This window comes from Dyadobacter sp. CECT 9275, assembly GCF_907164905.1.
Classification (GTDB): Bacteria; Bacteroidota; Bacteroidia; order Cytophagales; family Spirosomataceae; genus Dyadobacter; species Dyadobacter helix.
In genome coordinates this window covers 1,469,044-1,483,257 of the sequence record NZ_CAJRAF010000001.1, presented here as the reverse complement: position 1 = coordinate 1,483,257, position 14,214 = coordinate 1,469,044, and the positions used below count along the sequence as shown (strand labels likewise).

15 protein-coding genes are annotated in these 14,214 nt (G+C 45.6%); 10 read left to right on the top strand and 5 right to left on the bottom strand.

Annotation, left to right across the window (positions count from 1 at the left end):
- Positions 1-205: 205 nt before the first annotated feature.
- A complete protein-coding gene (locus tag KOE27_RS06100) occupies positions 206-1,462 on the bottom strand; it encodes a cation:proton antiporter (RefSeq protein ID WP_215237930.1) in 1,257 nt (418 codons plus the stop codon).
- 193 nt (positions 1,463-1,655) lie between these two features.
- On the opposite strand from KOE27_RS06100, the gene KOE27_RS06095 reads away from it, so the two are divergent.
- The 6 genes from KOE27_RS06095 (at position 1,656) to KOE27_RS06070 (ending at position 6,460) form a co-directional block, all read left to right on the top strand.
- Positions 1,656-2,759 (top strand): lipase family protein, encoded by a 1,104-nt coding sequence (locus KOE27_RS06095; protein ID WP_215237929.1) that lies wholly within the window; start codon positions 1,656-1,658, stop codon positions 2,757-2,759.
- Between the two features lie 128 nt (positions 2,760-2,887).
- Positions 2,888-3,736: a methylated-DNA--[protein]-cysteine S-methyltransferase gene (locus KOE27_RS06090; protein ID WP_215237928.1), complete on the top strand. Its 849-nt coding sequence runs from the start codon at positions 2,888-2,890 to the stop codon at positions 3,734-3,736.
- A gap of 38 nt (positions 3,737-3,774) precedes the next feature.
- Positions 3,775-4,488: a 2OG-Fe(II) oxygenase gene (locus KOE27_RS06085; RefSeq protein ID WP_215237927.1), complete on the top strand. Its 714-nt coding sequence runs from the start codon at positions 3,775-3,777 to the stop codon at positions 4,486-4,488.
- Positions 4,489-4,737, top strand: a complete 249-nt coding sequence (locus KOE27_RS29585; RefSeq protein WP_310590059.1) for an Ada metal-binding domain-containing protein — start codon at positions 4,489-4,491, stop codon at positions 4,735-4,737.
- Between the two features lie 196 nt (positions 4,738-4,933).
- Entirely contained in the window at positions 4,934-6,070 is a 1,137-nt protein-coding gene (locus KOE27_RS06075; RefSeq protein ID WP_215237925.1) for a DEAD/DEAH box helicase, read from the top strand.
- An 84-nt stretch (positions 6,071-6,154) separates the two neighbouring features.
- A complete protein-coding gene (locus KOE27_RS06070) occupies positions 6,155-6,460 on the top strand; it encodes a rhodanese-like domain-containing protein (protein ID WP_215237924.1) in 306 nt (101 codons plus the stop codon).
- Positions 6,461-6,468: 8 nt separating this feature from the next.
- On the opposite strand, the gene dapF is transcribed toward KOE27_RS06070, so the two are convergent.
- Entirely contained in the window at positions 6,469-7,248 is a 780-nt protein-coding gene (dapF, locus tag KOE27_RS06065) for a diaminopimelate epimerase (RefSeq protein ID WP_215237923.1), read from the bottom strand.
- Between the two features lie 83 nt (positions 7,249-7,331).
- The gene (rplS, locus tag KOE27_RS06060; RefSeq protein ID WP_215237922.1) at positions 7,332-7,694 is read right to left on the bottom strand and encodes a 50S ribosomal protein L19; all 363 of its coding nucleotides are present in this window, start codon (positions 7,692-7,694) and stop codon (positions 7,332-7,334) included.
- Between the two features lie 197 nt (positions 7,695-7,891).
- On the opposite strand from rplS, the gene KOE27_RS06055 reads away from it, so the two are divergent.
- The gene (locus KOE27_RS06055; RefSeq protein WP_215237921.1) at positions 7,892-9,376 is read left to right on the top strand and encodes an NAD(P)H-hydrate dehydratase; all 1,485 of its coding nucleotides are present in this window, start codon (positions 7,892-7,894) and stop codon (positions 9,374-9,376) included.
- Between the two features lie 457 nt (positions 9,377-9,833).
- On the opposite strand, the gene feoB is transcribed toward KOE27_RS06055, so the two are convergent.
- Positions 9,834-11,966, bottom strand: a complete 2,133-nt coding sequence (gene feoB / locus KOE27_RS06050; RefSeq protein ID WP_215237920.1) for a ferrous iron transport protein B — start codon at positions 11,964-11,966, stop codon at positions 9,834-9,836.
- Positions 11,967-11,990: 24 nt separating this feature from the next.
- The gene (locus tag KOE27_RS06045; protein ID WP_215237919.1) at positions 11,991-12,218 is read right to left on the bottom strand and encodes a FeoA family protein; all 228 of its coding nucleotides are present in this window, start codon (positions 12,216-12,218) and stop codon (positions 11,991-11,993) included.
- 306 nt (positions 12,219-12,524) lie between these two features.
- Between KOE27_RS06045 and KOE27_RS06040 the strand changes: the two genes are divergently transcribed.
- From KOE27_RS06040 to KOE27_RS06030, 3 genes are read left to right on the top strand one after another with little or no spacing between them, the layout of a single operon-like run.
- Positions 12,525-13,187, top strand: a complete 663-nt coding sequence (locus tag KOE27_RS06040) for a heme exporter protein CcmB (protein WP_215237918.1) — start codon at positions 12,525-12,527, stop codon at positions 13,185-13,187.
- A gap of 56 nt (positions 13,188-13,243) precedes the next feature.
- Positions 13,244-13,924: a cytochrome c biogenesis protein CcsA gene (gene ccsA, locus KOE27_RS06035; protein ID WP_215237917.1), complete on the top strand. Its 681-nt coding sequence runs from the start codon at positions 13,244-13,246 to the stop codon at positions 13,922-13,924.
- 55 nt (positions 13,925-13,979) lie between these two features.
- Positions 13,980-14,213 (top strand): CcmD family protein, encoded by a 234-nt coding sequence (locus tag KOE27_RS06030; protein WP_215237916.1) that lies wholly within the window; start codon positions 13,980-13,982, stop codon positions 14,211-14,213.
- The last annotated feature ends 1 nt before the right edge of the window (position 14,214 follow it).

Below are 14,214 nucleotides of genomic sequence, written 5' to 3'. Positions count from 1 at the left end.
CGGCATACTGCTCACTTTGAACTGCCTGCTTAAAACTAAAAGACACAACGATACCAACTCGGCCTACTGCCCACTTTGAGCCGCCTACTTAAAACTAATAGTACACAAGCTACCAACTCGCCACGGCCTACTGCCTACTCTGAACTGCCGACTTAAAACTAAAACGCTACCCACCTGGCCTACCGCCCGCTGTAAACTAAAAACTCTAAATAACCTCCGTTTCAGGCTTTGTGATTTTACCCGTCAGCTTGCCGACGGAAAGCCCCTGAACGATAATCGAGAACAATACCACGAAATAGGTTATCGAGATGATGAGATCTCTGTTCAGATCATGATCTATAGATAGCGCCAGGGCAATGGAAACCCCGCCACGTAATCCACCCCAAACCAGGATAATGAGCGACTGTTTTCCAAAACGCTTCCGGAAAGGAATTACTTTGACAGGAATCCAGATGGAGATAAATCTTGCAAAAAGTACCACAACGATGGTCACAGCTCCCACAAATCCGTATTGTTTGATATCCGGCAGCAGGATCAGTTCAAAACCAATGATCAGGAACAGGATCGCATTCAGTATCTCATCGATCAGTTCCCAGAACTTGTCCATGTAATCCCGCTCCGTTTCCGTTACGCCTCCCAGGTTCATTCCGTAATTACCCACAACAAGTCCGGCACCCACCATGGCCAGCGGACCAGACATGTGCAGCGCCTGTGCGGCCAGGTGTCCTCCCATGACGATAGCAAGGGTAATGAGCACGTGAACATTATAACCATCGGCTTTGTCCATCATTTTAGAACCGACAAACCCCAGCAATAATCCAAGGGTAATTCCTCCCAGGGCCTCCTTGATCAGAAGTAAAGAAATCCCCGAGAATGAAGTATTAACCTCTTCCCCTCTTGCCAGTGCCAGCATGATAATAAAAACCACAACAGCCATCCCGTCATTAAAAAGCGACTCTCCGGCAATTTTCGTTTCGAGTGATTTGGGTACCCCGGCTTGCTTTAAAATGCCAAGCACCGCAATGGGATCCGTAGGAGAAATGAGGGCCCCGAAAACCAGACACTGGATCAGCGGTATTTCCATATGAAACCAGCCCAAAACCTGGTACATGATGAAACCGATTACAAAAGTGGAGATCACCACACTCACGGTACTGAATATCACGACCGGCAGGCGCTGTTCTTTCAGATCCTCAAGATGTATGTGAACGGCTCCTGCAAAAAGAAGAAAGTTAAGCATGGCGCCCATCAAAACTTCGGTGAGATCAACACTCGCCACGAGGCTGCTTAGCCTGTCGAAAGTATGCGGGAAAATATTATCAGTGGCCAGTAAGCCAAGAGATACCAGCAATGCAATGACCATTACACCGATAGAAGAAGGCAGTTTTAAAACACGTGCATTGATATAAGAAAAGATAGCGGAAAGTACTATAAGTATTGAGAATGAATAATAAAGCTCCATTGAAAATATTTTTTAGACTAACCAAAAATACCAAAAACCAATCGGAATAGAAAGTATGAACTCTCATTTCGGCATAACTCTAACGATATTCTAATAAACCAAAAGGTACCGGAAGGGTTACCAGCGATACGGAGAAAGCACTTGATTTCGAACAAAAGCGTATATTTATTTTCACATTCGACTTTTTGAAAAGATGCGGTACCTATTCCAAAGAAATGCGATTCTGGCCATTGTTGTAATAAGCAGCTGGACCTCCCTCCGGGCTCAATCTTACCTGAAAGCGGGTTTTGACAAAATGGAATATATGGAATTTCTAAGGCTGCACGGGGGTATTTACGACGGTATGGGACAAAATAAATTACCTGAGGTCCGATCGTCAAAACTGATTTACCGGTCGGCTGTTACCGGGCTGGACAACCGCTGGGATCTTTGGAAAACGGACGATCATGTTTTCATGATCAACCTGCGTGGCACGACCACCAACCCGGTGGGGTGGCTTGAAAACTTTTATGCTGCCATGGCCCCGGCCACCGGCGAGTTAAAACTCACAAGGGATTATACCTTCAAATACAAACTCGCAGAAAATCCCAGAGCTGCCGTTCACATTGGTTTTCTGATCGGAATGGCATTTCTTGCGCGGGATATTGTTCCGAAGATCGACTCTTGTTATAAGTCGGGAGCCAGAGATTTCATTATCGCGGGACACAGCCAGGGAGGAGCCTTGTCCTATCTGCTTACTTCCTACCTGTACCAACTCAGGCAAGAAAATCTATTGCCAAAAGATATCCGTTTCAAGACCTACAGCAGTGCAAGTCCCAAAGCAGGCAATTCCTACTATGCCTATGAATACGAAAACATGGTGGCCGGCGGCTGGGGATACAATGTGGTTAATGCGGCAGACTGGGTACCCGAAACACCATTTTCTGTACAGGTCCTGGGTGATTTTAACACGACCAACCCTTTCACGAACATTGACACAATTATGAAAAAACAGAAGTTAATAACACGCCTCGCACTCCGGCATGCCTACAAGCGTCTGAGGAAACCGAGTGAAAAAACCCAACGGAATTATGAAAGGTATCTTGGAAATTTCGCAGGAAAACAGGTTTTGAAAACGCTTCCCGATTACGAGGCTCCGGTATATACCACCAGCAGCAACTATGTAAGAATAGGACCGACCGTCATCCTGCTGCCTGATGAGGCGTACTACAAAATTTATCCTGATTCCGGTAAAAATGTTTTCATGCATCATCTGCTGGATTCCTATTATTTTTTGGCGGCCAAATACCCCCACTGAACCACCCACCGTAACTTCCCGCATTTCAACGCTAATCTTACCGTAACCCAGTAAGGAATTGAGCAAGTTTCGGGCTTCTCTTAACTTCTGTGAGACATACCTTTGTCTTATCAAAATTATTTCAAGATATGAGCGAGCAGGATATCATCAATTATAACCGGATTGCCGAGGCAATAGATTATATCAAACAAAACTTTCAAAAACAGCCGGGACTGGATGAGCTGGCGGAAAAAGTGAACCTGAGCCCGTTTCATTTTCAAAGGCTGTTTACAGACTGGGCCGGGGTGAGCCCCAAGAAATTCTTACAGTACATCAGCATTGAATACGCCAAACAGATCCTGAAGGAAAAACAGGCCACATTGTTTGACGCTGCCTATGAAACCGGCCTTTCAGGTACCGGACGTCTGCACGATCTTTTTGTAAAAATAGAAGGAATGACTCCGGGAGAATTTAAGAATGGCGGAGAAAACCTCTCAATCAATTACAGTTATACCGAGAGCCCATTTGGGAATATGGTGGTGGCATCAACCCCCAAGGGAATTTGTTATATGGCATTTGCCGACGGTGAAGAAAAGGCACTGGCAGATATGAAACGGCATTTTCCCAACGCCGCATTCCGGCAGATGCTGGACCTCAGCCAGCAAAATGCGCTCTATATTTTTACGCACGACTGGAGTAAACTAAACCAGATCAAATTGCATCTGAAAGGAACGGAATTCCAGCTAAAGGTTTGGGAAGCGCTTTTAAAAATTCCCATGGGAGAACTTTCGACATATGGAAAACTGGCGGAAAAAATCCAGAGTCCCAAAGCTTCCCGGGCTGTGGGTACCGCGATAGGAAGTAACCCGGTCGCGTTCCTGATCCCGTGTCATAGAGTGATCCAGTCTACCGGGAATTTTGGTGGCTACATGTGGGGCCCCATCCGTAAAACAGCGATCATTGGTTGGGAGGCAGCCAGAACAGCCGGTAATTTTTAGCGTACCGGATACAATCTCTTAAAACGGTGACATAAAAAATGGACGCACTAAAATCAAGAATCGAAGCGGTTGACTGGCCGAAAATAACCGGAGAAATGCATGAAAAGGGATATGCTGTCATTCCCTCGGTACTGACTGCCATGCAATGCGAGGAGCTAAAAAGAAATTACGAAAACCCTGCCATTTACAGAAAAACAGTCACAATGGAGCGCCATGGTTTTGGCTTGGGTGAATACAAGTATTTCAGCTATCCCTTACCCGGTTTGATCCAGCGTATCCGTGAAGATATATATCCTAAACTGGCACCTATAGCAAATTTGTGGATGCAGGTACTGCAGATGGACTCCCGCTTTCCTGATACCTTCGAAGGCCTGCAAACGCTTTGTCGTGCAAGCAATCAGACAAAACCTACGGCTCTGATCCTCAAATATGGAAAGGGCGATTACAATACACTGCATCAGGACTTATATGGTGATGTGTATTTCCCAATTCAAACAGTTTTATTTCTGAACGAGCCAGATACCGATTTCACAGGAGGAGAATTTGTACTTACCCAGCAAACACCCCGCGCCCAGTCAAAAGCTATTGTTTTGCAACCCGACAAAGGAGATATGCTCATTTTCACTACAAATTTTCGCCCGGTAAAAGGCAGCAGAGGGTATTACCGTGCCCGCATCAAACATGGCGTGAGCGAGCTACATTCGGGTGAGCGGCACACCCTTGGAGTCATTTTTCATGATGCTTTAAACTGAATGGCTATGATCAGGCATAGGGATATCAGTGACTGCGATCTGAAATCAGCCATCAGAGCAGGTGTCATTGCTTTTGGCGGAAACATGAGTCTTAGGATTTACGGACAACTCGGGTGTAAGTCAGGCAAGCGTATGAAGCCGGAAAACCGCCTCTTTTTTAGGTCGGAGCAAGAAGCTGTTGCTCAAGGTTACCGGCCATGCGCCCATTGTATGAGAAAACAGTACATACAGTGGAAACAATCAATTTAGAACAGAACAAAACGTTATAGTTCCAATTTGTCGCATTTTGTGTAATTTTGCATATTACCGCTTCTTAGTTAGTATCACGGTGGTCGTTTTGAACCAGAACCATTCCAAAACCGTTAACTTCCTGGCTGGAAAGCCTAAACAAATTACTCCGGGCCCAACGTCAAGGTATTGACCGGAGGCCCTTTAAAAAACACAAATGACATTTCAAGATTTAGAACTCATTGAGCCTATATCCAAGGCTCTGAAAGAAGAAGGATACACTACGCCAACACCCATTCAGGTTAAATCAATTCCAATTATATTAGATCGCCGGGATTTGCTGGGCTGTGCGCAGACCGGTACGGGAAAAACGGCTGCTTTCGCAATTCCTATTTTACAGATATTGTCAGAATCGCCACTTGGAAGAGGAGAAAGAAGCAGGATCCGGTCGCTTATCCTGACACCCACCCGTGAGTTGGCTATTCAGATCGGTGAAAGCTTTGAAGCTTATGGCAGACACGCATCCGTACGCCATACCGTAATTTTCGGAGGAGTTGGACAAAAACCTCAAACCGATGCTTTGCAACGAGGTGTTGATATACTGATTGCCACTCCCGGAAGATTACTAGACCTTATCAATCAGGGATTTATAAAATTAAATCAGCTCGAAATTTTCGTATTGGACGAAGCGGACCGCATGCTGGATATGGGGTTTGTGCATGACGTAAAAAAGGTAATTAAGCTTTTACCCGCCAAACGCCAGTCGCTGTTTTTCTCTGCAACAATGCCCCCGGCGATTGTCGCCCTCGCCAACACGATCCTCTCCAATCCGGCCAAAGTAGAGGTTACCCCCGTCTCGTCTACTGCTGATACGATTCGCCAGTCCGTATTTTTTGTTGATAAATCGGACAAAAATTCTTTGTTGCTGCATATCCTGAAAGATTCAGCCATTACCACCGCACTTGTATTTACCCGGACCAAACACGGCGCCGACAAGGTTGTGAAGGTATTACGTAAGGCGGGAGTAACGTCAGAGGCCATTCATGGGAACAAATCGCAGAATGCGCGCCAGAATGCTTTGAAAAATTTCAAAGCACAAACGACGCGGGTTTTGGTCGCTACCGACATTGCGGCAAGAGGTATTGACGTGGACGATCTGACGCATGTGATCAACTATGAGATTCCCAATATTCCAGAAACGTATGTACACCGCATCGGGCGTACAGGACGTGCGGGTGCGAAGGGAACGGCATTGTCTTTCTGCGATGTAGAGGAAAAACCATACCTGAAAGATATCCACAAACTGATCGCTAAAAATATTCCGGTAGTAAAGGACCACCCCTACTCGAAATAATCAGATTTACAGCAGATAAATACAGGAACCACAGAGAAAAATCTGTGGTTTTTGCATTTGATACAGTTTAATAGGATTAACAGAATGCAAAAAAACACTTTTACAGACATCTCCCTTTCAGAAATGCAACAGCTTCGTAGCAACACGGATACTGTGGTGGTAGATGTACGGGAAAGTTGGGAATTTGAAGAATTCAATGAAGGAGGAATCAATATACCCCTGGCAGATATCAGGCAAAAAAGGGACCTTCTGGATCCCTTTCAAACCATCATTGTTATCTGTACCAATGGCGTCAGAAGCAAAGTAGCCGCCATGGATTACTGCCGGGTTCCGGAGTGGGCAGATAAGAAAATTTTGCATGTCAAAGGCGGCATCATCGAATCTGTATGAAGCCGCCGTTACTGCGTAACCCTGCCTTCATACACACGCATTGCCGGGCCTGTGAGGTATATTTCATCAAATGTATTTCCCGGCAGCGCATTAAATGATACCTCGAGCGTTCCTCCGACGGTATCCACGACAATGGGGCTAGCCCAGCCTTCCCGCAAATGTGCCGAAAGCGCACAGGCCGTTACACCGGTACCACAGGAATAAGTTTCATCCTCCACGCCTCTTTCGTATGTCCGTACACTCAGATGATTATTTCTTAGGACCTCAATAAAATTCACATTGGTACCTCCCACAGGTCCGTATTTCGGCCCATAGCGAATATCTTTCCCTATCTCCACCACCTCTGTTTCCTTGATATCGTCAACATAAGTTACATAATGCGGTGATCCGGTATTCATAAAATCGTACGCCTCATACTGCTCTACCTTGTTAACCGGGGACATTTTCAGACTGATCACCTCACCGTCCACACTTGCTTCGTGGGGACCATCCACGGCAATGAAGGAAGTGTGCTCACTAAAAATCCCAAGATCATGGGCAAAGCGAACCACACACCTTCCGCCATTTCCACACATGCTCCCTTCGCCGCCGTCTGCATTGAAATAAACCATGCGAAAGTCATAACCTTCGGCGTGGCGAAGAAGGATGAGCCCGTCTGCCCCGATACCAAACCGGCGGTGACACAAATGAGCGATCAGCTCGTTATCCACAGGGAAATTTTCCGATCGGTCATCGATCATCACAAAATCATTCCCCGTACCCTGATATTTATAAAATGTAATTTCCATAGTCCAGTTAACTGCATATAAAGCAAACAAAAGCCCCGCAAGAAAAATCGCTTGCAGGGCTTAAAAATTTGACCGAAAAATTCTTATTTCGATACCTTAAGCTCTTTGATACGAGCTGCTTTACCCTGACGTCCACGCAGATAAAACAAACGTGCACGACGTACCTTACCACGACGAAGTAATTCGATTTTCGCGATACTTGGTGAAAGAATTGGGAAAACACGCTCCACTCCGATACCATTGGAGATTTTACGCACAGTAAAAGTTTCACCTGTTGAGTTTAGGTTCCGGCGCTGAATTACCGTGCCCTGAAACTGCTGGATACGCTCTTTATTACCTTCACGGATTTTTACGTGAACGTTGATTGTGTCGCCTGATTTAAAATCAGGATACTCGGATTTACGATTTTCAATCGTAGCTTCAACGAGTTTGATAAGTTCGCTCATGACGAATGCTTTTTTGGATTTAAATTTATAGCTTGCTCCCAGCGGATGAGGTGACGCCCCTTCATTCGGAACAGCTTTTGAGAAAACGAGTGCAAAGCTAGCCTTAATTGCTGATATATAAAAGGATTGGACTAAAATTATAACGCCGGAACGGAAATTTGAGCGCCTAAGCCCTGCGTTTTTGAAAATTATCGGCTATGAAAATACTGAACGTAGGGCAAATAAGGGATTTAGATGCCTTCACAATTGAGAATGAGCCTGTTTCATCCGTTAACCTGATGGAAAGAGCGGCTCAGGCATTCTGCTGGTGGTTCTGTAACCAGTTTGTCAATACCAGGCCTGTAACTGTTTTTTGTGGCCAGGGTAATAACGGCGGCGACGGACTGGCCATTGCAAGGATCCTTTCACAGAAATGTTATGACGTCCGGGTATATATCATAGAACATACCGCCAATACGTCTGCCGATTTTTCGGAAAACCTGAAGCGGTTATCAGACCATCTCACGCCTTTTCAGATCAGAAAGGAAACCGATCTGCCCGATCTTTCAGAAAAAACAATTTGTATAGACGCCCTGCTGGGTTCAGGTTTATCGCGCCCTGCGGAAGGTATCATGGCAAAAGTAATAGGTCTTCTGAATACTTCCCGAAATAAAGTGGTATCGGTAGATATAGCCAGCGGCTTATTCATCGACAAATCCAATCAGGAAACGGATCCTATTATACAGCCTTTGTTCACCATCACATTTCAATTGCCCAAACTTGCATTTTTCATGCCACAGAATGCGGTTTTTGTGGGTGAGTGGCGGATCGTGGATATTGGTCTTGACACCGTGCACCTGCTGCAACAGCATACTCCCTATTACTATACTGACTCCGCTCATGCGGAATCAATCATCAGGCCGCGTAACAAATTTTCGCATAAAGGTACCTTCGGGCATGCACTCATTATTGCCGGGAGTTATGGAAAAATCGGGGCCGCCATATTGGCAGGAAAGGCTTGTCTGCGTTCAGGTGTTGGCTTGCTCACGCTCCATATACCTGAGTGCGGTTATGAAATTGCCCAGATATCGCTGCCCGAAGCCATGGTTTCTGTGGATGTAGATCGGAAATTCAACACAGCACTTGGGTCAGTTTCTTCCTATTCTTCTATTGGAATCGGACCCGGTCTGGGACAGGAAGATGCAACAGCTCAGATGCTGGCTAAACTTTTAACAGAAGCCAGGCTACCGCTTGTGATTGATGCCGATGCACTTAATATTATTTCACAGCATAATGATCTCTTAGACAAAATTCCAGCGAAAAGTATTTTAACCCCTCACCCCAAAGAGTTTCAACGGCTGGCGGGGGAAACCGCCAATGACTTTGACCGGCTGGAGACAGGAAGGAAATTTGCTCAGAAATATAATATAATCATTTGCCTGAAAGGTGCCCACACAGCCGTGATCCTGCCTAATGGCGACGTTCATTTTAATTCAACCGGAAATGCAGGTATGGCAACAGGCGGTACCGGTGACGTCTTAACCGGAATCATCACCAGCCTGCTGGCCCAGGGGTATCCCCCGGAGCATGCCGCCATACTCGGTGTTTACGAGCATGGCCTGGCGGGAGACAGGGCCGCATCCAGAAAAGGACAGAGCGCCATGATCGCCTCTGATGTGATCGAAAATCTGAAAATTGATTGAACAGTTTAAAGGAGTAGGCAGTTTTTAGTTTTTAGTAGGCAGTTCAGAGTGGGCAGTTGCCGAGTTTGTAGGGCTGTGGACTTTTAGTTTTTAGTAAGCAGTTCAAAGTAGGCAGTATGCCGAGTTGGTAAGGCTGTGGACTTGTAGTTTTAAGTAAACAGTTCACAGTGGGCAGTTGCCGAGTTTGTAACATTTGAGTAAGCAGTTCAAAGTAAGTAGTATGCCGAGTTGGTAATGATGTGGAATTGTAGTTTTAAGTAAACAGTTACAGTGGGCAGTATGCCGAGTATGTAACACTGTGAACTTTAAACTAAAAACTGATAACTCCGATAGGCAGTATGCCGAGTGTGTAACGCACTTAATTTTTCACTCTTAACCAGGATCGTTCAAAGTAAGCAGTGTGCCTTGGCGGTAGCGCTGTGAACTTTCAACTTAAAACTGTTAACTCGGAAAGAGGTCAGGACAAGAGCTGGTATGCCACAAAGGCTGCCGCATAAGCGAGCGTCATCATGTAAACCAACTGAATGACCGGCCATTTCCATCCCCTTGTCTCTCTGTAAACTACCGCAATGGTGCTCATACACATCATGGCAAAAACATAAAACATTAAGAGTGAATAACAGACAGCGGGAGTATACATAGCAGTCCCCGTCTCCGGGTTAACCTCCTTCGCAAGCCTTTCCTTAACGGTGGGTACATCCTCCGAATCACCACTGATACTGTAAATGGTAGCCATAGTACCTACAAAAACCTCGCGGGCTGCAAAGGAAGCCAGCAGGGCAATACCTATTTTCCAGTCGTAACCCAGGGGTTTGATCACTGGTTCGATGAGGCGGCCGAAACTTCCTGCGTACGAATTTTCCAGTCGTACGGAAGCCACGGCGGCATCAATCTCTTCCTGCGGCTGCTGCTGCATTTTCGCAACTACATTCTGTTCCGCTACTTCCATGTTATCTCCTGGGCCGTATGAGGCCAGCACCCAAAGGATGATAGATATGGTAACAATCACCTTCCCAGCTTCCAGTACAAAAGACTTAACGCTTTCGTACATCGTCATTCCGACATGTCCCCAGCGTGGCAGCTTGTAGGATGGCATTTCAAGCATGAAATAACCAGGCTCATTTTTAGGGATAAAAAGAGACAAAAGCCAGGCTGAGCCCAAAGCACCTGCCAGGCCCAGGAAATATAAAGCAAAAAGTACTAGTCCGGCCATGTTAAAAACACCCAGCACTTTTTCATCCGGTACAATAAGTGCAATGAGTATGGCATAAATGGGCAAACGGGCCGAGCAGCTCATCAGCGGTGTTACCAAAATGGTAAGCAGCCTTTCGTGGCGGCTGCTGATGCTGCGGGTGGTCATTATAGCCGGAACTGCACAGGCAACACCGGAGATTAATGGCACTACACTCCTGCCGTTCAATCCAAATTTGCGCATCAGTTTATCCATAATCACCATCACCCTCGCCATGTAACCGGATTCCTCCAGCACTGCTACCAGGGCAAACAGAATGGCGATCTGCGGAATAAAAATAATGACACCCCCAATACCTGCCAGTATGCCGTCGGTAAGCAAATCGTTCAGGACCCCTGCAGGTACTATACCTTTCACCCATTCAATGGTTGCCGCTGTACCGGCGTCAATTAAATCCATCGGGTAAGAAGCCCATGCAAAAATGGCCTGAAAAACAAGCAATAAAACTAAAGCAAAAGACAGGTATCCCCACAACGGATGTAAGAGCACGGCATCCAGTTTCCGCGTCCAGTAGGGCTGCTGTATAATACCCTCCGACTTTACCGCTTTCTGAATAATGGGCCTGAGTTTTTCATACCTGGCTATGGTTTCCGCTGCCAGGAAATTGCTTTCATCAAACCCGTATTTATCTATAACGGTATCCAGTTTTGTGCGGATGGGCTGTTCCAGAAAAGAAAAATTATCATGCTGGCATACATACTGCATGGCAACGTAATTATTGCTTAGCTGATAAAGTTCTTTCACCTCCTCGATCATCCTGTGATCCTTTTGATCGAAATCATAAAAGTAAGACACCTCCCCAATTCCGGTATTTTTTGCCAGTTGCAAAACCGCTTCCTTCAGTTTATCCAAACCCTCCCCGGTACGCGCGTTGATGCGCACCACGGGCACTTTCAATTGCATGGCAAGCTGTACAGCATTGACTGTAAGCCCCATATCCGATGCCACATCCAGCATGTTGAGCGCAAGGATTGTAGGCAAGCCCAGGTCATGGATTTCGGTAAAAAGTAACAGATTACGCTGAAGATTCGAGGCATCGGCAACCACAACCACTGCATCGGGATAATCGGGATGCAGTGGATTTGCAAGGATGTCCATCACCACGCTTTCATCAGCCGACTTCGGATAAATGCTATAGGTTCCGGGTAAATCCACCACAACCACCTCATGAGACTGGTTGCCTGCCGTTTTAAGAGAAAAACGCCCCGATTTCTTTTCAACCGTTACTCCCGGAAAGTTACCCGTCTTCTGACGGAGCCCTGTCAGGCCATTAAACAAAGTGGACTTTCCTGCATTGGGATTGCCAACCAGCGCAATTTTTATATTTTCTTGTTTCAAGAGTACTGTTAAAGAAGTTAAAAGTTATTCAATCTCAATGGCGGCCGCCTCGTTTTTTCTTAACGACAGGCAGTAATTTCCTCCGATATTGATACATACCGGATCCCCCAACGGAGCCACTGCATCCAGCCTCACTTCACAGCCCGGTATGCAACCCATTTCCAGTAATTTCAGAGACATTACCTTATCGTTAAATGATTTGATTATTCCCTTTTCTCCCTTTTTCAGGTTAGAAACCGTCCGGACAGACATACAACATTATTTAGATTGAATATAGTTAATTACAAAGTAAGCACTCGCGGCCCGTAAATCAAATATTTAACCTAACCATTTACATAGCCATTCCCTAAATCATACAAAATCATGACCATTTTATTATTACCCTGAGGCTTTATGTAGTACTTTTGTGGCGGAAAAGCAGGACATAGCTATGTGAAAAATCTGCAAGGAATTACACATATTATAGATAGACGCCATGATCCGGCCGTACTGCTCTCTGCAAACCATGGACAATTACAATTGGTAACCGTTGACCGGATATCAACAGCCACTTAAAAATTGAACGAGATCAAAACCCTCATATGGAAGGAGGTTACCCTTGAATGGCGCCAGAAATACGCAATCAGCGGAATGCTCCTGTATGTGGTAAGTACTGTTTTCATCTGCTACCTGAGTTTCAACCTGAAAAGGAACCAGCTGACACCCATCGTTTGGAATACCCTGTTCTGGATCATCCTTCTGTTTACAGCCGTAAACGCCATTGCCAAGAGTTTTTCGCAGGAACGTTACGGCAGGCTTTTATACTATTACAATTTGTGCAGTCCACAGGCAATCATTTTATCCAAAATAATATATAATTGCCTGATCATGATCGTTTTATCCATGATAGGATTTGGCTTTTACGCATTTGTAATGGGTAATCCGGTAGGTGATCCTGGTTTATATCTTTTAAGCATCATGCTGGCAGCAATCGGTTTTGCTTCGGTGCTGACGCTCGTTGCGGGGATTGCTTCAAAAGCCGAAAACAGTGCCACCCTGATGACCGTTTTGAGTTTTCCGATTATTCTTCCCATGCTATTGATGACGATCCGGCTTGCCAAAAATGCAATCGACGGGCTGGACTGGGACTCGAGCATGGACGAGATCAGGACTTTACTGGCTATTGATGCGATTGTAGTCACGCTGAGTTATCTGCTTTTTCCATATCTGTGGCGGAGCTAGTTTGGAGTAGGCGGTAGGCGGTAAAAAAATTAGAATAACGATTAAAACTAAATGAAATGAGAAAAAAGTGGTGGAAAATACTGTGTATCATATTGTTACTCTATGTAATGATCATGGGTTTTATGGGCCCGGTTCCTCATCTGCCCATTGTAAATGAAACGGTACGGAATACTTACTTTCACGTAGCACTATGGCTGTCCATGACAACGTTGCTGCTGGCATCCATGATTTTTTCGATAAGGTACCTGCGCGACGGAAATATCAAAAATGACGATATAGCCAGCGAACTGGCTAAGTCGGGTATCTTTTATGGTATACTGGGCTGTATGACCGGCTCCGTTTGGGCCAATTTCACCTGGGGCGACCCATGGCCTAACGACCCCAAACTAAACGGTGCCGCTGTGGGGATACTGATGTACCTTGCTTACCTGCTGCTGAGAGGTTCATTTGAAGACGAGCAGCGAAAAGCCAGGATTTCCTCTGTTTACAACATTTTTGCGTTCGCTGTATTTATTCCGCTGATCTATATTTTGCCCCGCCTTACCGACTCCCTGCATCCGGGAAGCGGAGGAAACAGTACCTTCGGGTCGTTTGATCTGGATTCAAACCTGCGAAAGGTTTTTTATCCTGCTATCATCGGGTGGATACTGATGGGGCTCTGGCTGGCGGAACTGCGCGTAAGGTTAAAAATCATTAACAGGGTTCAGCAGGACAAAGTGACTGATCATGCACGCTAATTTTTGTCGAGCATTAACATTTCAATATAAAATTTCGTTAAGAATAAAGATAAATATGAATACTCTGAAAAAAATATCATTGCTCTGCCTGTTCTTATTAACAACAGTAACAAATTTGCTGGCTCAAACAGCTGGAGACCAGGTGGAAATGGCTGATAAACTCAGGGCCGACGGGAAAATATGGGTGGTGGTGGCCGTGGTAACCGTAGTATTCCTGGGCATTGTGATCAACATGCTCCGGCTGGACTCCAAAATCACCAAGGTTGAAAAAGAATTAAACATCAAGTAAT